Here is a 20,875-nt window from a genome sequence, read left to right on the forward strand (position 1 = left end):
CATAAAACAAAGTAGACCTTCTCCTGTTTTGAAGAAGGCCTATCATTAGTCAATGAATAGCAATGTTTGCGACCTCCTCTACTCGTTTAGTTTTAGCACTGCATAACGTAGAGCTGGATTCTTACTCAGCCACATTAAGTAAAACCTTAATTCGGTAGTACCTGTTAACCCATTGGCGTCTCTCGACGTTTCCGGGTAGTGGCATTTTTTTATGCAGGAGCCTCACCTAACAGAGAATTGTTTAGTTTAGTGTATGATTTAACAGGCATGAATGTCAATACCAGCAGTGAAATTTAACATATTGTTAAATTTACAATGGTTTTTGCCATATTTTTAGCCCCAGCCATTGCACCAGTACTATTCATGAATATTATAGCCAATATCACAATAATGATAAAGTCTTTCTTTTAGTCTCTTCAACTAAAAGAAAAACCAGTCAAGGTACTATCAAACTACCTCAACCAGCTCATCGTAAACTACACATTATCCACAGTCTTAATACAGTTCTTGCCCGAGCGTTTCGCTAAGTATAGCCCTTGGTCGGCACGCTGGATAAAGTCTTTAACTGAATCATTCCTTTGAAAATAACTTACACCGCCACTCACAGTAACAGAGACTGAATTACTTCCAGCTACATTACTATTGATTGTCTTGTCAGCAATTCTACCTCGAATGCGATTCGCTACCTCAATCGCCTGGCTTCGACTTGTATTGTTCAAAACTACAAGAAATTCTTCGCCGCCATACCTTCCGCATATGTCAGTTTTGCTAATACTTTCCAGGATTGTTGAGGCTACTTGCTGCAAGACTATATCGCCAACCGCATGACCATACCGATCATTAACCAGTTTAAAATTGTCAATATCCAGCATTATTACAGCCAAGCAACTTCTTTGTTGGCGGACTGTTTCACTATGGTGTTCCAACAGCTTATCTAAATAATAGCGATTGTAAATATGGCAGAGTCCGTCTTTTTGAGCCTGTTCCTTTAATAATTGTCCCTCGACTTTCTCGGTTACATCCATACAACTGCCAATATAGCCGGTAAATACCCCCTCGTCGTCATATACGGGAACGCCTCTATCATTAATCCAGCGATAATTCCCGTCAAATCGCCTCAGTCGGTATTCCATTTCAAAGGGCGCCCTTTTGGCAAAAGACTCAAGATAGACCTGCAGACATTTGTTATAGTCATCTGGATGCACTCCCGCGGTCCAACCATCGCCGATTTCTTGTTCAATTGTACGTCCTGTGAATTTTAGCCAAGTCCGATTGAAATAATCACACTTTGCATCAAGCCCCGCCCGCCAAATCATATTGGGAGTTGATTCAACAATTAATTTGTACTGCTTAAAATCCAGTTCCATTATCTCACCCTCTCTTAGATTTACTTTAATAGTGAGCTAGTAACTGCCTTCACCATGTATTCCTTTTAGAATTAATATATAGACTGGAGCTTACCTAAGAGAAGTTTTACTATCACGAATAACGATATTATCTACTACTTCTCCAATAACTGACATATTCCTCTAGGATTTTTATAGATAACATTCAGACCTTTTATTTCTTTTGCACCAAAACCGTTGCTTGCTCCGCCCACCTCCTCGATAGCTTTTAATCAGACTTCACCCTCATCTTACTGTTTTTATGTAACATTACGTTGATAATCGCAATATAATATATAAACCAGTAATGCTTTAGCTAGGGAGGGATCTTTATGCCAGAGTTATTAGCGGCAATCTCCCTACTTGGTCTTATCGGCATTGGTGTATTCACTTACCTTCAGTCCTGCCGCAAAAACTAGGCGACACTTTGTTGTCGCCTAGTTTTTGTTGTCTGTAACCCCATATTCGACTTATATGAATAAATTTACATTGGAATCTTCCGCTTCGTTAAGATAATAACCGACACCGCCATATTTTATGCCGTCAATCAGTTCTTCCGGCTGTAAACCCATTACATCCATGGACATTTGGCAAGCGACTATCTCAATTCCTGAAGCTAAGGCCGCTTGAATAAGTTCTTCGAGAGAACTTACATTTTTATTTTTCATCACCATACGCATCATTTTACTCCCCATCCCCATCATATTCATATTGGAGAGGTTTAGCTCTTTACTGCCTTTGGGCATCATTAGACCAAACATTTTATCAATAAAGCCTTTCTTTACGGAAACATGTTCGGATTTTCTTAGAATATTTAAACCCCAGAAGGTGAAAAATAAAGTTACCTTTTTTCCCATCGAAGCCGCGCCGTTGGCTATAATAAAGGCAGCCATAGCTTTGTCGAGGTCTCCACTAAAGACAACTATGGTTTTGTTGTCTTTCATTGGTAAGGTGGACACGCTTTGATTTGTAATTTTAGGATCACTGCCTTTTTTCACATAGGCTATAATTTGACCTTGCTCTTTCTTTATATCGAGAAGTTCATTATTTGTTCGAATGCACCAGGCTTTACTATCTTCATAGAAACCTGGATCAGAGGCAACTACTTTAAGGATTTGGCCATTGCCCATTTCATCAATCGATGCTTTAACTTGCATCAAAGGGCCGGGGCAACTTAGCCCGCTAACATCCAATAATTTATCATAGTCTTTTGTTGGGAATTTTGCCTCTTTAATAAGCTGCGTATCAGGATCTATGATAGATTTTTTCTTAGAAACAGCGGTAGTACTATCTGGTTTAAAGCGCAGTGCGGATGCGGATTTGTAACCGCCAGTCATGTTTTTAACGTTAAAACCATGTTGGGTTAAAATTCGCGATGCGATATAGCCCCGCAATCCTACCTGGCAGTATGCTAGAATTGGTTTGCTTTTATCCAGCTTGTCTAACTCTTGTCTCAGTTTATCAACAGGGAGGTTGATGGCTCCTTCCAAATGGCCATTTTCAAACTCAAATTCAGTTCGGACATCCACTAATTGAGTTTCCTCTTTATTGTAGTTTTCCAATTCCTCGTAAGTAAACGTTTCAACACGACCTGCCAAGACATTTTCTGCTACATAGCCAGCCATATTAACAGGATCTTTAGCCGAAGAAAAAGGCGGTGCATAGCAAAGTTCAAGTTCTGCTAAATCGGATACTTTCCCCTTAAGACGAATTACAGTAGCAATTACGTCAATGCGTTTATCTACGCCGTCAGAGCCAACTGCCTGTGCTCCCAAAATAGTACCTTCCTCGTTAAAGATAAGCTTTAATGACAATGGCAATGCTCCCGGATAATAGGAGGCATGGGATACAGGATGCACGTAAATTACCTTATAAGGAATAGTTAATCGTTTGAGTGTTCTTTCATTACTGCCTGTACTTGCGGCCGTTAGACTGAAAACCTTGAGTATCGAGGTTCCCTGAGTACCCTTATAGGTGGAAGTTAATCCAGCAATATTATCGGCTGCAATTCTTCCTTGCTTGTTCGCTGGACCAGCCAAAGGAATTGCCACATTTTGTTTTGTTACAAAGTCAACAACTTCAATGGCATCACCTACGGCATAAACACCTGGACAGGAAGTTTCCAGCTTTTCATTAACAAGAATGTGTCCTTTAGCCCCTAATTCAATGCCACTGCCTTTAAGAAACCTGGTATCCGGTGTTACTCCAATGGCTAGAATAACCGTATCAGCAGTAAGTGATTTACCGCTATTTAAAACGACCTCTATCGTGCTGCCTTTATCTTCAAAGGATTTTACACCATCGCTTAGCAAAAGTTTTACATTGCTATTCTCCAATTCCTTTTCCACAATAACTGCCATATCTGTGTCAAAAGGCGGCAAGATATGAGGTGCTGCTTCTACCAGGGTTACTTCTAATCCCCGGTCTTTTAGGTTTTCCGCCATCTCCACACCGATAAAACCGCCACCAATAACGACGGCCTGCCTGACTTCTTGTTTTTCAATAAAACTTTTTATTGTATCGGTATCAGGAATATTTCGTAATGTGAAAATCTTATCGCTGTCAATTCCCGGAATGGGCGGTCTAATCGCTTTAGCCCCCGGAGATAATACTAGATAGTCGTAGGATTCTTCATAGATGCCTCTATCTTTACTGTTTACGGTTACTGTTTTTCGATCAGGATTAATACTAGTTACTTCGCTATGAATTCGGACATCAATAGCAAACCGTTCTTGCATACTTTGTGGTGTCTGCACCAAAAGCTTACTTCGCTCCTTGATGTTTTGTCCGATATAATACGGCAAGCCACAGTTGGCAAAGGAAATATGCTGATCCCTCTCAAACATAATGATTTCAGCTGTTTCGTCTAATCTTCTCAGTCTTGCTGCCGCAGATGCTCCTCCGGCAACTCCACCAACTAATAATACCTTTTTAGCCATGATAATACCTCCTTTAAAAATTTAAGTGAAAACAAACATCGTTATGTCCTGCTTTTAAATAGGACATCGACCAAGGCGATTGCTTTCTGATCACGTACTTTATAATTAATCTCCAAACCATTGCGAACACCTTCGATAACACCGGCTGCTCTTAGTTTTTGTAAATGCTGGGATATTGTTGATTGAGGAGCATTAAGACAATTCTGCATGTGTGAAACGTTGCATTCACCTTTTTCAATCAGACCTTTTACAATACATAGCCTGATCGGATGAGCAAGCACTTTCAAAAGTTCCGCTGCTTCAGTAAATAGGGAAAGATCACCAACATCCATGTATATCACCTTCTACGTTGTATTGTTTTATTTATATATTACAATATTACGATATATATGTCAATCTACTTCCAGTTAGCTTCGGGTCATACTTTCTGCCACACAGAAATTCCGCCAAGGCTTCTGAAACATTATAAGTATCATTGTCCTCCCCAAAATTGACAATGTATAGCACCAGTGCTATACTCAAATAAAACAAACGATTGTTTGAATTAAAGCAAGGCCTATTACATTTCTAAAAGAGGTTATTGTCATGGAAAATAAGACCCGCTTAAAATTGATTGAAGTTGCAACAGAACTGTTTGCTGTCAAAGGATTTGCCGCTGTATCAGTACGCGAACTGACCGTGGCCGCTCAAACTAACGTATCTGCTATTTCTTATTATTTTAACGGCAAGGAGGGACTTTACGAGGCCGTATTGATAGAACAACTTTCTCCCATTCTGCAGGCAATAGGAAAAGTACAAAAAAATGATTCTACCTCGCCCGTCGCGCAGCTCACCCTTTATGCCAACCAGATTGCGCATATACATGCGCTGCGCCCCCTTATATCCCGTTTTATATACAGCGAAGTGACGAATCCCACAGAATACGGTGCACCTATTATCGAAAAACATCTATCGCAGGTCTATCAGTTTATAGATGCTACCTTACGGGAAGGCATTGCCAGAGGTTACCTTAGGGAAGACTTAAATATTACATATGCAGCAGTTTCGCTAGTTGGTATTCTAAACTTTTATTTCATTGCCAAACCTTTTGTTTCCAAAATTTTTCCCTTGCCGGAACATGCCGATAGTGAATCCGAATATGTAGCGCATGCCTTTCGTATTTATCTGCACGGTATTATGAACTCGGAAACCTAGTAATTATGTAATTACAAGGTAAAACAAAGGCTACAAGTTGATTTATAAAGATGGATGATCGTCTCAGCCGATCCAAACAAACGTTTGTTTATTGATAATTTTTTAGGAAAAGAGAGATTGTATGAAAATACCATCAAAATTCATGAAACTTATAACTGTTCTTTTGCTAGTTATTGCTGGCGCTGGTGGCTATTATTATTTTCACCGTGGTGAGGTATCAACAGATAATGCCGCCATTGAAGGGCGCACAGTCGTTTTAAGTCCAAAAGTACAAGGTTATGTAAAAACTTTGAATATACAAGACAATCAACTGGTTAAAGCTGGTGATGTTCTTATGGAGATTGATCCGACTGACTATATTATCCGTCGTGATCGGGCCAAAGCTGCATTAGTGGCTGCTGAAGCGGCTGCCAACGCTTCCCACAATAATCTGGAAACAACCACTGTTTCCGCATCATCCAATATTGATGCCTCTGCTGCTCAAGTGGCATCCGCTCAGGCAACCTGGGAAAAATCACTAGCTGATAAGCAACGTATGGAGAGCTTGTTCACTGCAGGTGCCTGTTCCCGTCAGCAGCTGGATCAAGCAATTGCAACAGAAAAAGCAGATCGTTCCGCTTTGGATAAATTACATGCCGATCTTCGTACAGCCAAAACAGCACCCAGTGTAATTGCCGCAGCTAAAGATACTGGTGAGCAACTTTTGGCTCAGGTGCAGCAGGCCCAAGCGGATTTAGCGCAAGCTGAAACAGATCTGGGCAATACCAAAATCACTGCCCCGATGGATGGACGAATTACCAAACGCAGCGTGGAAACCGGCAACTATGTCCAGGCAGGCCAGCAATTGGCCTCGCTAGTTGGGACAGAATTATGGATTGTTGCTAATTTCAAAGAAACACAACTGGATCATATGCGTCCCGGTCAACCTGTCGATATCCGTATTGACGCCTTTCCCAGCGTGAAATTGCACGGCAGAATAGATAGCTTTCAAGCAGGAACCGGTTCTCATTTTTCTCTTTTTCCGGCGGAAAATGCTACTGGAAATTTTGTTAAAACCGTACAGCGTGTTCCCGTAAAAATTGTGTTTGACAATCCGCCTGATGCTACTCTTCCGCTAGGACCGGGGATGTCAGTTATACCTACTGTATATACTGAAAGCCCGGGAGCAAAGATATGAACGAAGCGGCTCCCAAGCCAGTAAACCCTATTTGGGTATCAATCGCCGTCAGTCTTGCCGCCTTTATGGAAGTGCTGGACACGACCATTGCCAATGTTGCGCTTACACATATTGCGGGTTCACTTGGAGCAAGTTCAGAGGAAAGTACCTGGGTTCTAACCTCTTATCTTGTGTCCAACGGTATTGTTTTGCCGCTATCCGGCTGGTTATCCGGTCTTATGGGACGTAAAAATTTCTTCATTCTTTGTATCATTGGCTTTACATTTACCTCATTTATGTGCGGTATTGCGACATCACTCCCCATGCTAATTATATTTCGATTGTTGCAGGGGCTGGCAGGCGGTGGTTTGCAACCAGCCCAGCAGGCCATCATTAAAGATAGTTTTCCCCCTGAAAAATTGGGGATGGCCTTTGCTATCACAGGTATAACGACAGTATTGGCGCCGATACTGGGGCCGACTCTGGGCGGCTATATCACCGATAATTATAACTGGCGCTGGATTTTTTTCATGAATGTACCTGTCGGCCTGTTAGCCGCCTTTCTGGTCAAAGTTCTTGTACAAGACCCGCCCAGTGCGCAAAAACAAGTTGTCGATTCCATTGATTATATTGGTCTTGGACTAATCGCTCTCGGCCTCGGGGCGCTGCAGATTGTTTTAGATAAGGGACAGCAGGAAGACTGGTTTGACAGTTCGTTTATTATACTTTTTGCCGTTATATCTGCCATCAGTCTCGTGTTGGCAATCTATTGGTTATTGCAGCAAAAACGTCCGGTAGTCGAACTGAAGCTCTTTAAGATACCCAGTTTTGGTATGCCCTGTGTTATGATGTTCTTCGTCGGTTTTGCTTTATATGGCAGCACCACGCTGTTACCGATGATGGTACAGGCCAACTTTGGCTATGACGCCACCTTGTCCGGCCTCCTCCTATCGCCAGGCGGAATCGTAGTCCTCTTTATGATGCCGGTCGTCGGCAAACTGGTTAATGTAGTTCCAGCAAAGTATTTAATCTCCTTAGGCATGCTGATTAACGCCTTTGGTATGTGGGCTACCGGCCTTATAACTCCGCAGACGGATTATAGTACCTTCGTTTTTGTACGCATCCTGCAAACTCTCGGCTTACCCTTTTTGTTTGTGCCAGCCAGTACGCTTGCCTTCTCGAAAATTTCTCCGGAAAATAGTAGCAATGCTTCGGCGATTATTTCTCTTACGCGCAATCTGGGGGGAAGCATTGGCATTGCGTTGGTAACCAATAAACTTATACACAGTCAACAAATTCAGCAATCCTATTTAGTGCAGCATTTGACAATGGCTGATGCCGGTTACCGCTACGCACTTGATACCTACACACAGGTAATGACGAATTTAGGGGTGCCATCCACTCTGGTCTCAACAAAGGCTATGGGGAAAATATATCAGGATCTTCTTCATCAAGCTAGTATTCTTGCCTACCGGGACGCTTATAACTTCGTTGCTGTCCTATTAATTGTTTTAGGGATTGCGGCTCTGTTCATGCCAACCAATAGACCACCCAAAAAAGGATCTCCTGTTGAGTCACATTAATAAAGAAAAGTGATGATCTTTCATAAGCTGCTGTATGAAACGGAAATAATTATGGCCTTGAACCTTTATCTCATAAGGTTCAAGGCCATAATTTACTTAGATTGGTTGTGATATTGCGAAACCATCATAGTTAAGAACTATGATCTATTTTTAAACCAAGATGGTACTGACATTTCGAGGATACCAGTCCCTAAGCTAACACCAATCATAACAAGGAAAAGCGCATAAAAATGCCGCCAGTCAATTCTTCACCAAGAAATAAGGCAGAACCAAAAATACCAATAATTAGGGAAGCGCTTTGAAAGAGAGCTGTCGTAATGACTCCATAGTTCTGCAAAACCTTCTGCAATCCAATCAAATTATATTACCAGATTGCTAATTTCAGCTTAGTTTTTATGTTACGCTAGCAATTTTCTCGAGTTCTGTAACAATTGCTGTCAATTGTTGCATAGTAGCAGACATTTCTTCGGTGGCTGCAGCCTGCCGTTCGCCAAGTTCTGAAGTCATTGAAATGATCTGTACCACTGATTGAGTATCATTCTGGACAGTTTGCAATATTTGTTTGATATCTTTAACCGATTGAGAACTGTTAAGCGCCATTTTACGGATTTCATCGGCAACTACTGCAAAGCCGCGCCCTTGTTCTCCAGCCCGAGCAGCTTCAATAGCAGCGTTAAGTCCTAATAGGTTTGAGTTATCAGCCACCTCGCTAACAAACTGCAAGATATTATCTGTCTTACCAATATGCCCCAATACCGTTTGCCCAACGTCTTTTGCTTTGTTTATATTCTCGGCAAGCTTAACCGCCGTCGTAGCCAATTCTCCGGCAGTAGAATTTATCTGTTCAGCAGTTGCAGAAATTGACCTGGCAGCAGCATGGATTGAATCCTGTAGTTTCATGGATGTTCCAATGCCTATTGTTCCAGAAACAGATCCATCCTCTTCAATAATCGGGGCAACAGCTATCTTGAGCTTTACCCCATATAAATGTTCCGGAAGAATCGCACTCAATTGCTGCCTTGAAGAAATACATTGCTGAATGGTAGTTCCTTGGTTTAATATCATGTCTACTTTCAAACCAGTATCATAGGTATTGGCAGGAATATAACAAAGGATTTTTCCTTCGACATCTGTTACAGTGGCATGACAGTCGTAAGGATTCAAAGCACAGAATGCTTCGGCAGATACAATAATAGACTCTAGTTTTTTAATGATTTTTCGCCTCTTTTCGAAGTCAAGATTAGCTAATACATACTATATACTATAAAATCTATTTTCCGGTAGCTGCGGAAATCATAGCTTTTATATTCTCTACTTTCGCATTGAGGGGAACACAGCAACCAACCGCAAGAATAAAGCCTTTAGGCCCAAGGTCCTTGACCAACTTGCAGCTATAGTCATACACTTCCTCGGGAGTTCCTAATGTGAGCTTGGCTGCAGGTAAGTCACCCATCAGACACATATGGTCACCAAGCACCTCTTTTGCTTTAAACAAATCGGTATTGCTGTCAGAAGCAAGAATACATTTGCCCTTAGGTAGTTCTTTTAGGTACTCTAACGAACGATCCCAGTTATTGTCCCAGTGTAACAGCGGGTAGGAACCTGCATTTACAACTGTTTCGACGATTTCTTTAATGTTCGGGAAGCAAAAACGCTCCCACATCTTCTTCGACATATATTCCGTTGCGGAGCGGGTGGCACCAATAAAGTAGGCGAATGGTTTTGTCTGAGCGATTGTAGTCTTGATTGTTTCCTTCATCTCTTCGGTCATTATCTTGATTACAGCTTCTACTTTATCAGGAACGCGATATAAATCTGTGAGTAAATTTGCCATCCCACGTGCATTGGAAAGACGGTCAAACGGCGGTGCAGTAGTTGCTGGACTGACCGGAACAATACCGGCATTTTTGTAGTTTTCTGTTATTTTTGACCAGTTAGCGGACCGATGCCATAGAAAATCATCCCAAGACTGCTTCAACTCATTTTGAAAAATCTGTTGTGACCAGGCGTTAAAACCCTTGTCAATGATTACATCATAGTCTTCGATTTTCATCGGATTAATTTCGTCAATTTGCCACTGTGCATCAACAGGCAGTTCTCTGCCGGGCAGTTTCAATTTTGCCATAGATGCCATACCTAACGCCCTGATAACGGGAACTAAATATTCAACCCCATCAACCTCTCCGAGTTGGGCAATAGATGCTATGTTAGTACGGCTGGCAGTTTCTAAATCATTAATATAATCAGCCAATGGAACCCCCATATGGCGGGCGTAAAAAGAGTCCGCAGCCAGTATCACCGGTACACGGTCGGGCGTACCCAATTCAATGGCATTTGTAATGCGATTAAAATGTTTGACATATAATTCATTACTATTTTTCATTTAAAATCCCTCACAAATAAATTAGTCAAAAGCGACTGCTTACAATAATGTCTAAACCACAAAATCACTAACCTTTTATTGCAGTATATTGTTGCACATAATGTTTAATGGGGCCCCGAGCGGGTCGGAGCCCATTAAACTAACTAACATTAATTAGTAATAGAATTCAAATTTGGTCATGTAGGTTTTACCAAGATCATTGGAACTCAAACCGGTTAAGTTTTTATTCTTGATCTTAAGATCTTGTCCCTCAATCGTCCAGATTACATTTTTGCTGATTGTATTTTGAAAAGCTACAAAAAGACCTTTTATGTTATCCGTACCTTTTATGATGGTGGAGTAGGGATCTGTAGCATAGCTAACGGCTTGGGCGTCAAATCCACCGGCACCGGAAGGAACTGCACCCGCGTCAATACTCCGATAGGCAACTGACCAACCGAAATCGCCCTTTTTCTTATAATCCACAAGATTTTTCACTGAGAAGAAGGCCGGAGGCTGATTGACGGCGCTTGAAAGTTCGACTGCCCAGCCTTTAGGTGATGATGGGAGTCCTCTTGCATTGGTAAGACTTGTTGAAACATAGTCCCCAATAAGCATTAAGTTACCCACCTTGGCATCAAAGCCGGCTGTCCAGCCTTTAGACTGAGCAAAAGAACCAACATTGGTATTAAGTGATCCTGTTCCCGCTGCAGTGCTGGTACCCGGAACATCTGACCAGTAGTAACCAGTTTTCCAGCCAGTTTTATCATTTAATTTTCCCGTTAATTGAGCGGTAGTAAGGGTTTTGGCATCGCCGCTGTCCCCGGTACCTGTATTTTGATTAACATTGCTCTTAACGTTGTTTACCGCGCCGGTAAATAATACTTTACCTATATTTTTGTCAATGCGAATACCGTCAACACCCACTGCCTTACCAAAGATAGCATGCGTAAAGGAATCCAATGGGAAACGGCCAATACGGACTTTATCAAAACCGAGAGTATCCTTGGCAGTTACAGCAAATATATCAAAAGCAGCGTTGCTTCCATCGGTTGCGTTGTTGTAATTTCCTGCTTTACCTGTTATCAGAAGTCGCGCTGTCCAGGAAACGTCATCATTAATGGTTCCATTAAGTTTAACTCGTTGGCGGAAGTCGAAGCGGTCTGAACCATGCATCTTTGTTCCGCCCGCTTTGGGATCGTTACCCAAATAACGGAAACGGGTTTCCCCGCTCACCCAGGTATTTGTTTTAGCTTCCACTTTTGCTACCCTTGCGCCCAAACGGTTAAGTTCACTGGCAAATTCAGCAGACAATTTGTCAATCAGTTGCTTATTACTTTCATCAGCTGCCTCAAATTTGTCCATTGCTTTGGCAACAATAAATGCGAATTCATAGCGACTCATGGTTCTATCGCCTTTAAATGTTTTATCACTATACCCATCTACTATTCCAGCTTTTGCTAACTTAGCCACTGCATCATAAGCCCAATTACCAGCAGGAACGTCACTAAAGGATGGAGTTGTAGCCGCGTAAACAGGCGTGATTACCGTAGGCGTTCCTGTCATTGTAAAAGACATTAGAGCTAACGGGACAATTGCCAGCAAACTTTTTGCTTTTATCATTTCTCTTGTTTTTTTCATAAACATCGCTCTCCTTATATATACGTATATATATGTTAGAATAGAGAATTTCAAGGCAATAGCAATAGCGATATAATTTAATGGATGTTAGTTATACCTTCCATATTTTTCAACAGCATCAAAGAAGGCTTTTACATTCTCTAATTTTGAATTCATTGGCATATTGCAGCCTGAGGAATACAGCAATCCTTCACCATTACGGAAGGTAGTCATAAGCTTTTTAGCGTACTCGTCAAGTTCACTTGGAGAAGCTACTGTAAATAATGATGCGCCTACATCTCCTTTAATCGCACAATGACCTTTCAAAATTTCGTGTGCTTTAAAAATATCAGTAGCACTATCCAATTCTAAAACAAATTTAGCTTTTGGCAGATCCAAGAAATATTCAAGATTTTTGGTCCAGTCGGAATCAAAATGCAAAATTGGCACAATATTTTTTTCGACCAAAGCCGTAACCATGGTTTTTAATTGCGGCCAAACAAACCGGTCAAATTGTTTTTTTCCAATAAACTGACCTGAACCTCTTGTTCCGCCAACAAACACCCGATTAACCCCTGTAGCCTTCACTGCCGCCTCAGATCCGGCAATGATTGCGTCATTAACGATCAACAGTAATTCCTCTATTTCGCTGCCAATTTGAAACGTATCTTTATAAAATCGTTCCATCGAACGGCAAATAGAAAGTGCATCAAAAGGAAGTGTCCCCATAATAGCGCCCCAAGTTAAACTTTGACCCCGGGCGTAACTACGTTCAATTTCATCCTGACGGAGTCTGGCCATTTCTTTCTGTCCTGCTAAAACCTCTTCACGACTCACCTGATGAGCGCGTTCCAGAAAAGTAAGCCGATACTCCGTCCACCCCTTTTCTTTAATTATGGAATAATCCTCGCGAGTCATAGCCTCGAATTCATGGATTTGATATTGGGCATTGTCTTCCAATTCAGCACCTGGCATCCTAAATCTTCCCGGACCACATTTTTTTGCTACCTGAGCAATACGTCCATGTAACATGTAAGCATTACTGTCCCAGACAGGAAACGCTTCCCAAAATTTTTGAATAGCTTCCTGCGCTTTATCCCAATTCCAAATAAATTCCTTATTTGTCATTCCTGCAAATTGTCCGGCATTTTGCTCAATGATCGGTGCACAAACTACCCGATCCACTGGCTGAAGATTAATGGAAGCAACAATTCGCTCCTCAGCGGTCATAATATCTTTTGACATATTCTTTTCCCCCTGTTTAAAATATATATTTAATTTTTTGACAACATTATTTATAGTTTTACTATCTTACCTTAATTGACTGATTTGAATCAGCATTATTCAATTGCGGAGCCTTAGCAAATAGTAACGCAATAATACTGATGACACACAACACAATATTTAGCTCTATTGCCGGAGTATAGCTTTTAAAGATATCGAATATTTTTCCGCCAATAAATCCGGAAGGTGCGCAGATAATAGTGGATATCACCATTAGCATGCTAAATAATTTAGCGAACGGAGCCGGTCCAAAGAAATTAGCGAGAATAGCATTCATGCAGGAAAATGTCCAACCGAAACCGGCACCTAACAAAATTGCAGCAGCATAGGACATCAGCACTAGGTTTGCGTTTAAGAACAGAGCCAACACGCTGCCAGCAATTGTAGAGCCCAGACCCAAAATAAATGCATAGCGAGGAGGCATTTTATCCATTAACCAGCCGCCAACTAATCGTCCGCCGATCCCCCCCATAGTGTAAAGCCCCATAGCCCAAGCAGCGTTTGCAGGCGCAATGCCAATTCCTTTTAGAAATAATACCATGTGAGCGATTACCCAATAGAACGGAAAAGAACAACCAATACACCCTACTACCACAAGCCAATACGCTGCCGTTTTATACGCTTGTGCCGGAGTCCATACAGCTTGACTGCTAACTGGGCTGCTTTTTGCTGTTTGTCCTGCCTGAATATCAGCCGCCACACCATCTGGCAATTGACCCAAATCTTCAGGACGTTCTTTTATGAAAGCGTAGGCAATAATTCCCGCTACAACAATAATACCGGCAATAACAAGCCAAGCCTGCCGCCAATCGCCTCCATTAGCCTCCAGTACTTTATTAATTATTGGAGCACCAACAAACCCTGAAAAACCGGATGCCGTCAAAGCAATCCCCATTGCTCTTCCCCGAAAGCGGACAAACCATCTGGTGATAGCTGTAGACATCGGAACAATTGTACAAAAACATTGCCCTATTCCAATAATACAACCATAGGCAACCAAGTATTGCCATGGTTCGGATACCCAGAAAGTCATTAGCAAACCACCGAAGATCATAACCCCTATGCCAATACAAAAGGTGCTTTTGATGCCCCACTTAAATATTGATGAAGCAACCAAAAATGAGGGAACGCCCACAAAGAAATTATACAAAGTAAACGATAAACCAAAGATTGACCTATCCATGGTAATCTCTTTTAGCATATAAGTATTAGCAATAACACCACCATAAAGCGGAAAACCCATGTTCAGGAAGTATAAAAACCACAAGGCGCCCAGCATCTTCCACCCATAAAACTTCTGTGTATCTCCCACTGTTTACCACACTCCTTTTTGTCTATATAGTTGTCCACCAAACGAATAAGAAGTAGCTACAAAACTCTTATGTTCCCTTATCAGTCTTGCTGCACCAATAACCAGCCTGTTCACCTCCTTTTTAAGTGCCAAGTTCCGTATTCCTTGCCATATTCAATGACTAGAACCAGGAAAAAGAGTACAATTACGTAAGCTATTGCTATCTATCCGTAGTGGCAGCAATCCTAGCTTTGACATTTTGGGATTTTGCCTTAAGCGACTAATTTGTCGAAAAATTCTTATGAATCATATAATAGTCCTGCCAGATACTTTTCGTCAAATTCTATTAAACCCAACGACTATTCCAAACTATGATATCAAATTACCATTTTAAAATACCTTGCCTAAAGCAGCATTTTTCACTTTTTTCTTTCTGTAAATGTTAGCAATGCAAAGGTCTAAGGATGTTTTTGACGAATATATATATAATTTATGATCTTTTATCCCATTCTTAGGTATGCAAATTGGACGGAAAAGTAACGCTTGCTTGGCAAACACTAAATATTGTAATCGAATAATATTCACTCTAATATTATTCATCAATTTCTAATAATTCCAATAATTTTTCCAAACAATGATACCAATTACCTATTTACATCTGTCATTTTATTGTGGCTGCTTACATTGTTCACAGCAATCAGTTAGGAGGTAAGCATGGATATCCGACATTTACGTTCCTTTATAATGGTGGCACAATGTTTGAGTTTTACTGAGGCTGCCAAACGTATATTCATAGGTCAATCAGCACTAAGCAAACACATTGCTGATCTTGAAGAAGAGATGGGCGTCGAATTGCTGATTCGTCATCACCGTTCTCTTGAATTAACGGCAGCAGGTAAAACTCTATTAAGAGAAAGCGTTAACCTCCTCGACAGAGTTTCTGATATTATAGAAAAAACCCGTCAAGCCGACCGCGGAATACGTGGAAGTTTAAAAATCGGTTGCTTCGGGGGAGAAAGTGCCTTTTTCCCTTACGCTTTAAAAAGATTCCATTCTCTTTATCCTCAAATAAGTATAGACCTGCAATTACTTACTCTTAGAATGATAGAAACCGCTTTAGAATCTGAAGAATTAGATCTCGGCTTTGTAGTAATACTTGGAAACGAATTAAAACCCAACAAATTCATGCAGCGCTTGATTTATAGAGTTCCTTTATGCTTTCTGATGCCCAGTCATCATCCTTACGCTGGTGAACCTTCTATCGACATTGCTGCTTTATCTAATGAATCATTTATTTTGTTGTCTGCAGCAGAATCTGATGAAGGTATTAAGTGGTTCAATGCCTTTTGTGAAAAACGCGGGTTTTTACCATCTATATCAACTACAACGACTCGAATGGACGGTGTATTATGGCTAGTTGAAGCAGGCTTTGGTATTTCCTTCTGGTCCAAAAATCCTACGCTAACGCGTTATACCCACCCGGGTATCTCTTTCGTTGATATGCAGGGCAAAGAGGCTTATAGTAATATCGTCGCTCAATGGAAAAAGAACCGCCATAATCCTGCAATTTCACTTTTTCTTAACATGCTTGAGACTATTGATAAAAGCAACTAGATTAAGAGTAGTATGAATTCAATCGCGTTTATAAAAACTTTGCAGATTCTTTAACTTAAATCCAACAGGCTATAAGAAAAACCGCTATCGCGGTCCTATGGCTTCGAGTACATCCGAAATTCGGTACTCAAATCCATAGACTCCTTTGTAAATATCTTTGTAATATCGTGGATACATTGCCTTGCCACAGGATTCACATCTGAATTGCGGAGGGTAGCTTAGATCCCTTGTATTATCCTGCTATCAAAGTCCCTTACCACTTGGTAGGGGATTTCTTCTTGTTTTTCACAGCCCAGACAGATGTAATGTATCGCTTCACTCGTTCCTGCCACTTCCCAAGAATCTTACTGCATATACCCCGGATTCTTCGACCATAGATGCCATAATGCGTAAGCATCCAGTGTGGGATCTCCACAATGCTGAAACTTTTCAACCTCTTTCCGTACAACAGGTCGAATTTGTCTTCCATACTTTTCCACGAATCGAAGTTGTTCTGTCCAGGGAAAGTTATACTTTCCATTGGATAAACAAAAAACCCGCGAAATTCGCGGGTTTTAGGGCAACAAGCCTTACTTAATCAATATTCTATCTGAATCCGTAAATACTTTTTCCGTGAAATCCTGTCCTATACCTGGAAGTTCCGGAACAGTATAGCGTCCGTTTACTGGTTGATAATTATGAACACACAGTTCAACATACTCAGGTAATAAAGTTTTTTGGTGATGTTCATGAATGCAGAAATTAGGAATTGCTGTTTCAGCATGTAACGCTGCCGCTTCTGCTACACCCGTTCCGGCCACATGCGCTTGTACTGTAACCTCATAGGCATGTGCAATATCTGCGATTTTTTTGAATTCGGAAAAGCCACCGCAGGAACCGATGTCAGGCTGAATTATATCAATAGAACGATCAGCAAAGAAAGGTAAATACCCCCAGCGAGTATATATTCTTTCACCTGAAGCTATAGGAATATTGATCTTTTCTTTGGCTTTTTGCAGTAATTTGGGATTCAAAGGTGTGTTAATTTCTTCATAAAAGAAAATATTATATTCCTCAATCGCTTTCGCAAACTGAATTGCACTAACCATATCCGTATTAGCATGATTTTCAATAATGATATCAACATTCGGGCCAACTGCCTCGCGAATTGCTTTCACACGTTCCACGCCTATCTGAATTACCGAATTGGGTAATGGGCCTTCCAAATGCACATTTTCATTAGTTCCCTTACGATTAAGTGCCAACACGTCAACTTTTATGGCGTCATATCCTTGGGCAACAGCCTTCAAGGCTTCTTCTGCATATTCTTCTTTTAGTCCCTTCGGCTTCCGCTCCAGACCCCAGCCAAACTGAATTTGTGAAGCATATACTCTGAGATCATTCCTGCACTTTCCGCCTAAAAGTTTATATAATGGCAATCCCAATGCTTTTCCTTTAATATCCCAAAGTGCCATATCAAGTGCACTCATTCCAGAAAAAACAACAGTTCCCCCGCCTTGTCCCCAGAAAGTTTTTTTGAAGAATTTTTCCCATATAAATTCCGTATTAAATGGGTCCAATCCCAAGATCAGCCGGGAAAGATCCTTAATCATACCAGCTGCGCCACTTCCGCCTACACCATAAGCCATACCCGCTTCCCCAACGCCAAAGATCCCCTCATCGGTATCAATTCTTACTAAAATAGGACGTTGCCCGGAATTTTTACGTAGATGCACATGAAATACTTCTACCTGCGTAATTTTCATTTATAAAACCCACCTTTATTTTTCTAAATAGCGTAAATTTGATCTGCAGCTTCACTTAAAGAAGCTTGGTCATTTTTCATTACTTTATCTAAAATTAATCTTTCGAAATAGGCAAAATTATTATCTTTTACCCTAGGCCGGGCAAGTGTTATTTTTTTATCCATGGCTATTTTCCCCTCTTCAATTAGTACTACTCGATCTGCCAGAAAAATAGCTTCACTCACGTCATGAGTCACTAAGACGACTGAAAATCCTTGTTCCCGCCATAATTTTTCGATTAATATCTGCATATTAATGCGGGTCAAAGCATCAAGTGCACCTAACGGTTCATCCAATAACAGCAATTTAGGTTCTCCAGCCAAGGCTCGGGCTAAGGAAACCCTTTGCTTTTGCCCTCCTGATAGAACAGCTGGCCATTCTTCTGCTTTACTTTCTAAATCAACCTCTTTTAAAGCATTAAAGGCCTTTTCTTTACTTCTATCTTTTGAACCTATCGCAACATTTTCCCATACCGATTTCCATGGCAATAATCTTGCTTCCTGAAATAAGTAACGAACAGCCGGATTAATTTTTTTCACTGGCACATTATCTAATGTAATTTGCCCGTCACTTGGGACTTCAAGATTAGAAATAAGCCGTAACAGCGTACTTTTTCCGCAGCCACTCTGTCCCACTAAGGCAACAAATTCTCCTTGCTCTATTGTTAGATTGATATTTTCCAATACTTGGAAATCACCAAAAAATTTACTTAAATTTTGTATTTTAATTTCAAATCCTTTTATTTCACTCATTTTGCTCTCCTGCCACACTTATCTATAATTTGCATGCCATCGTAATACTCTTTTTTCAATTAAGCCTGCTATAAAATCAGAGATACTGCCTAATAGTGCGTAAATAATCAGGCTAAGCACAATTACATCCATCAGCATAAACTCTCTGGCATTGGTAGCCATAAAACCTATCCCGGATTTTGCCGCGACCGTTTCCGCTACAATCAAGGTTAGCCACATACGGCCAAGCGATTGGCGTATCCCGATCATAATGGAGGCTATTGAACCTGGAAAAATAATATCTTTGAACAATTCAAATCTTGTCAAACCATACGTCTTTCCCATTTCAATTAAACTATTATCAACATACCGAATTCCGTGAAAAGTGTTGAGATATATTGGAAAGAATGTTCCCAGAGAAATCAACACAATTTTAGCTGTTTCCCCAATACCAAACCAAATAAGAATCAAGGGAATCATAGCAAGATGTGGAACATTACGAATCATTTGAATCGGTGTATTTAATATCTTTTCTGCAAGCCGAAACTGCCCATTTACCACTCCTAGAAGAAAACCAATTAAACCGCCGATAACAAATCCCGCCGACGCTCTCAAAGTACTAATTTCAATATTTTTTGCCAATGTGCCATCTTGTATCAGACGGATTACAGCATTTCCAACATCACCAGGGGGTGGAAATAAACTTGCATTACTTTGTCCCAGCGTTATGATATACCAGAATATAAGTACACTGAATGGAATACTCCAAGATAGCAGCAGGTCGGTAGCTTCAAATTTATTATTCAAGTCGCCCACCCCGTTTCTTACTAATACTTTTTGAATTTGCTGATTTCAGCATCAAATGAATGATCAAAAATTTTACTAATATCAATTCCGCTCTTTAACAGCCCCAGCTTGGCAAAAGTATTCACAATATCTTGTTCAGAAGCAATTGTTGCATTGTCAATTGGAACAATTATTGTTTTCGTCTGTTGGGTTTCTTCGTTAAATTGATTCAAATAGTCCTGAGTTTTTTGATTAATTTGTGGTGCATAATGTGCTGCCCATTTATCAGGATTTTGCCTTGCCCACTCATTGGCTTCATGAAACCGTGACAGGTAATCCAAAATAGCTGCATGTTTTTTAGGATCCTGAATGGCACCAGGAGTAGCATACCAGTAAAAGTCGCCCGAAAGAATACCGGTTGCTGATTGTAATGTTACTGCACCCTTGGCGTGAGCTGATCGTATTGCATTTCCATAGCTTGCAAGTGCATCAACTTCTCCTGTAAGTAGAGCCGACAGTCCGTCTGACGTTGACATAGCTATTGTTTCTGCATCACCCCAGGAAAGACCGGCATTTTCTAACATCTTTGCAAGAAAATATTGTGATGTTGTACTTTTCACATAGGCGATTTTTTTCCCTTTTAGATCTTTAACCGCTTTAATTGGTGAATTTGCTGCAACAATTAATTCTTGATCTAGAGTTGACGATTTCTTGGTTGCAATAATCTTTAAATTACCCTCATTTTTTGACTGTGAGGCAAAAATTGGCGGAATCTGACTACCAGTTCCCAAATCAATTTGATTTGCTGCCATTGCCTCTAGTACAAGGTTTCCACCTTGCATTACATGAAATTCAACCTTATAAGGGGTTTTATCTAATCCGGCAGCTTCTATAATTGCCTGACCATTTTTTCCTTCAGCTGCTCCTATTCTAATAACCACCCCGGAAAAGTCTACATCAGTATTTGTATTGGAAGTCACCTTTTTAGCACTTTCATTATCAGGCTTAGAATTTCCGCAGCCTACTAGAATTAATGGCACCAATAATAATAGGGATAATAAAAACACTTTATATTTTTTCATTTTCTCTACCTCTCTTTTAGTGTAATAGTAATTGGTGACTGAATCACATTGTTCTCTATGGACT

Annotated in this window: 17 protein-coding genes and 1 riboswitch; of the genes, 4 read left to right on the forward strand and 13 right to left on the reverse strand. The window is 40.7% G+C overall.

Annotated features, from left to right (window positions below):
- Positions 1–70 precede the first annotated feature (70 nt).
- Positions 71–241, reverse strand: a riboswitch (M-box (ykoK) riboswitch).
- A 235-nt stretch (positions 242–476) separates the two neighbouring features.
- The 3 genes from SALPA_RS01105 to SALPA_RS01115 all read right to left on the reverse strand — a co-directional run bounded on the left by SALPA_RS01105 (position 477) and on the right by SALPA_RS01115 (position 4,656).
- Positions 477–1,367 (reverse strand): sensor domain-containing diguanylate cyclase, encoded by an 891-nt coding sequence (locus SALPA_RS01105; protein ID WP_145088645.1) that lies wholly within the window; start codon positions 1,365–1,367, stop codon positions 477–479.
- A 488-nt stretch (positions 1,368–1,855) separates the two neighbouring features.
- On the reverse strand, positions 1,856–4,324 hold the full coding sequence (locus SALPA_RS01110) for a CoA-disulfide reductase (RefSeq protein WP_145088647.1): 2,469 nt from the start codon (positions 4,322–4,324) through the stop codon (positions 1,856–1,858).
- A gap of 41 nt (positions 4,325–4,365) precedes the next feature.
- Positions 4,366–4,656 carry a helix-turn-helix transcriptional regulator gene (locus SALPA_RS01115; RefSeq protein ID WP_094606845.1) on the reverse strand — a complete coding sequence of 97 codons (291 nt, stop codon included), beginning with the start codon at positions 4,654–4,656 and terminating at the stop codon, positions 4,366–4,368.
- Between the two features lie 253 nt (positions 4,657–4,909).
- On the opposite strand from SALPA_RS01115, the gene SALPA_RS01120 reads away from it, so the two are divergent.
- The 3 genes from SALPA_RS01120 to SALPA_RS01130 all read left to right on the forward strand — a co-directional run bounded on the left by SALPA_RS01120 (position 4,910) and on the right by SALPA_RS01130 (position 8,257).
- Positions 4,910–5,518, forward strand: a complete 609-nt coding sequence (locus SALPA_RS01120; protein ID WP_145088649.1) for a TetR/AcrR family transcriptional regulator — start codon at positions 4,910–4,912, stop codon at positions 5,516–5,518.
- 121 nt (positions 5,519–5,639) lie between these two features.
- Positions 5,640–6,695 (forward strand): HlyD family secretion protein, encoded by a 1,056-nt coding sequence (locus tag SALPA_RS01125; protein WP_145088650.1) that lies wholly within the window; start codon positions 5,640–5,642, stop codon positions 6,693–6,695.
- The gene (locus tag SALPA_RS01130; RefSeq protein ID WP_145088652.1) at positions 6,692–8,257 is read left to right on the forward strand and encodes a DHA2 family efflux MFS transporter permease subunit; all 1,566 of its coding nucleotides are present in this window, start codon (positions 6,692–6,694) and stop codon (positions 8,255–8,257) included. Before SALPA_RS01125 ends, SALPA_RS01130 begins: the two co-directional genes overlap by 4 nt.
- Positions 8,258–8,462: 205 nt before the next feature.
- Here SALPA_RS01130 and SALPA_RS29400 read toward each other — a convergent pair whose 3' ends face one another.
- From SALPA_RS29400 to SALPA_RS01155, 6 genes are all read right to left on the reverse strand, one after another.
- On the reverse strand, positions 8,463–8,606 hold the full coding sequence (locus SALPA_RS29400; RefSeq protein ID WP_222427799.1) for a hypothetical protein: 144 nt from the start codon (positions 8,604–8,606) through the stop codon (positions 8,463–8,465).
- Positions 8,607–8,650: 44 nt separating this feature from the next.
- Positions 8,651–9,421 carry a methyl-accepting chemotaxis protein gene (locus SALPA_RS01135; RefSeq protein ID WP_145088654.1) on the reverse strand — a complete coding sequence of 257 codons (771 nt, stop codon included), beginning with the start codon at positions 9,419–9,421 and terminating at the stop codon, positions 8,651–8,653.
- 106 nt (positions 9,422–9,527) lie between these two features.
- A complete protein-coding gene (locus SALPA_RS01140; protein WP_145088656.1) occupies positions 9,528–10,640 on the reverse strand; it encodes a uroporphyrinogen decarboxylase family protein in 1,113 nt (370 codons plus the stop codon).
- A 153-nt stretch (positions 10,641–10,793) separates the two neighbouring features.
- Positions 10,794–12,260 carry an S-layer homology domain-containing protein gene (locus SALPA_RS01145; RefSeq protein WP_186450843.1) on the reverse strand — a complete coding sequence of 489 codons (1,467 nt, stop codon included), beginning with the start codon at positions 12,258–12,260 and terminating at the stop codon, positions 10,794–10,796.
- An 87-nt stretch (positions 12,261–12,347) separates the two neighbouring features.
- Positions 12,348–13,484 (reverse strand): uroporphyrinogen decarboxylase family protein, encoded by a 1,137-nt coding sequence (locus SALPA_RS01150; RefSeq protein ID WP_145088660.1) that lies wholly within the window; start codon positions 13,482–13,484, stop codon positions 12,348–12,350.
- Between the two features lie 61 nt (positions 13,485–13,545).
- On the reverse strand, positions 13,546–14,835 hold the full coding sequence (locus SALPA_RS01155; RefSeq protein WP_145088662.1) for an MFS transporter: 1,290 nt from the start codon (positions 14,833–14,835) through the stop codon (positions 13,546–13,548).
- Positions 14,836–15,528: 693 nt separating this feature from the next.
- Between SALPA_RS01155 and SALPA_RS01160 the strand changes: the two genes are divergently transcribed.
- Positions 15,529–16,428 (forward strand): LysR family transcriptional regulator, encoded by a 900-nt coding sequence (locus SALPA_RS01160; protein ID WP_145088664.1) that lies wholly within the window; start codon positions 15,529–15,531, stop codon positions 16,426–16,428.
- Positions 16,429–16,997: 569 nt separating this feature from the next.
- On the opposite strand, the gene SALPA_RS01170 is transcribed toward SALPA_RS01160, so the two are convergent.
- Genes SALPA_RS01170 through SALPA_RS01185 form a run of 4 tightly spaced genes read right to left on the reverse strand, consistent with a single transcriptional unit; the run spans position 16,998 to position 20,811 of the window.
- Positions 16,998–18,173: a mandelate racemase/muconate lactonizing enzyme family protein gene (locus SALPA_RS01170; protein WP_145088666.1), complete on the reverse strand. Its 1,176-nt coding sequence runs from the start codon at positions 18,171–18,173 to the stop codon at positions 16,998–17,000.
- 23 nt (positions 18,174–18,196) lie between these two features.
- Positions 18,197–18,964, reverse strand: a complete 768-nt coding sequence (locus tag SALPA_RS01175; RefSeq protein ID WP_145088668.1) for an ABC transporter ATP-binding protein — start codon at positions 18,962–18,964, stop codon at positions 18,197–18,199.
- An 18-nt stretch (positions 18,965–18,982) separates the two neighbouring features.
- Complete coding sequence (locus tag SALPA_RS01180; RefSeq protein ID WP_255450710.1) at positions 18,983–19,759, reverse strand: ABC transporter permease subunit; 777 nt, start codon at positions 19,757–19,759, stop codon at positions 18,983–18,985.
- 11 nt (positions 19,760–19,770) lie between these two features.
- A complete protein-coding gene (locus SALPA_RS01185) occupies positions 19,771–20,811 on the reverse strand; it encodes an ABC transporter substrate-binding protein (protein WP_145088672.1) in 1,041 nt (346 codons plus the stop codon).
- Positions 20,812–20,875 lie beyond the last annotated feature (64 nt).

Source organism: Sporomusa sp. KB1 (assembly GCF_007830295.1).
Lineage (GTDB): Bacteria > Bacillota > Negativicutes > Sporomusales > Sporomusaceae > Sporomusa.

What these genes read in the sequence shown, in the direction of transcription:
- SALPA_RS01105 (WP_145088645.1), bottom strand. Translation starts at nt 1,367, where the DNA reads ATGGAACTGGATTTTAAGCAGTACAAATTAATTGTTGAATCAACTCCC.
- SALPA_RS01110 (WP_145088647.1), bottom strand. Translation starts at nt 4,324, where the DNA reads ATGGCTAAAAAGGTATTATTAGTTGGTGGAGTTGCCGGAGGAGCATCT.
- SALPA_RS01115 (WP_094606845.1), bottom strand. Translation starts at nt 4,656, where the DNA reads ATGGATGTTGGTGATCTTTCCCTATTTACTGAAGCAGCGGAACTTTTG.
- SALPA_RS01120 (WP_145088649.1), top strand. Translation starts at nt 4,910, where the DNA reads ATGGAAAATAAGACCCGCTTAAAATTGATTGAAGTTGCAACAGAACTG.
- SALPA_RS01125 (WP_145088650.1), top strand. Translation starts at nt 5,640, where the DNA reads ATGAAAATACCATCAAAATTCATGAAACTTATAACTGTTCTTTTGCTA.
- SALPA_RS01130 (WP_145088652.1), top strand. Translation starts at nt 6,692, where the DNA reads ATGAACGAAGCGGCTCCCAAGCCAGTAAACCCTATTTGGGTATCAATC.
- SALPA_RS01140 (WP_145088656.1), bottom strand. Translation starts at nt 10,640, where the DNA reads ATGAAAAATAGTAATGAATTATATGTCAAACATTTTAATCGCATTACA.
- SALPA_RS01145 (WP_186450843.1), bottom strand. Translation starts at nt 12,260, where the DNA reads ATGAAAAAAACAAGAGAAATGATAAAAGCAAAAAGTTTGCTGGCAATT.
- SALPA_RS01150 (WP_145088660.1), bottom strand. Translation starts at nt 13,484, where the DNA reads ATGTCAAAAGATATTATGACCGCTGAGGAGCGAATTGTTGCTTCCATT.
- SALPA_RS01160 (WP_145088664.1), top strand. Translation starts at nt 15,529, where the DNA reads ATGGATATCCGACATTTACGTTCCTTTATAATGGTGGCACAATGTTTG.
- SALPA_RS01170 (WP_145088666.1), bottom strand. Translation starts at nt 18,173, where the DNA reads ATGAAAATTACGCAGGTAGAAGTATTTCATGTGCATCTACGTAAAAAT.
- SALPA_RS01175 (WP_145088668.1), bottom strand. Translation starts at nt 18,964, where the DNA reads ATGAGTGAAATAAAAGGATTTGAAATTAAAATACAAAATTTAAGTAAA.
- SALPA_RS01185 (WP_145088672.1), bottom strand. Translation starts at nt 20,811, where the DNA reads ATGAAAAAATATAAAGTGTTTTTATTATCCCTATTATTATTGGTGCCA.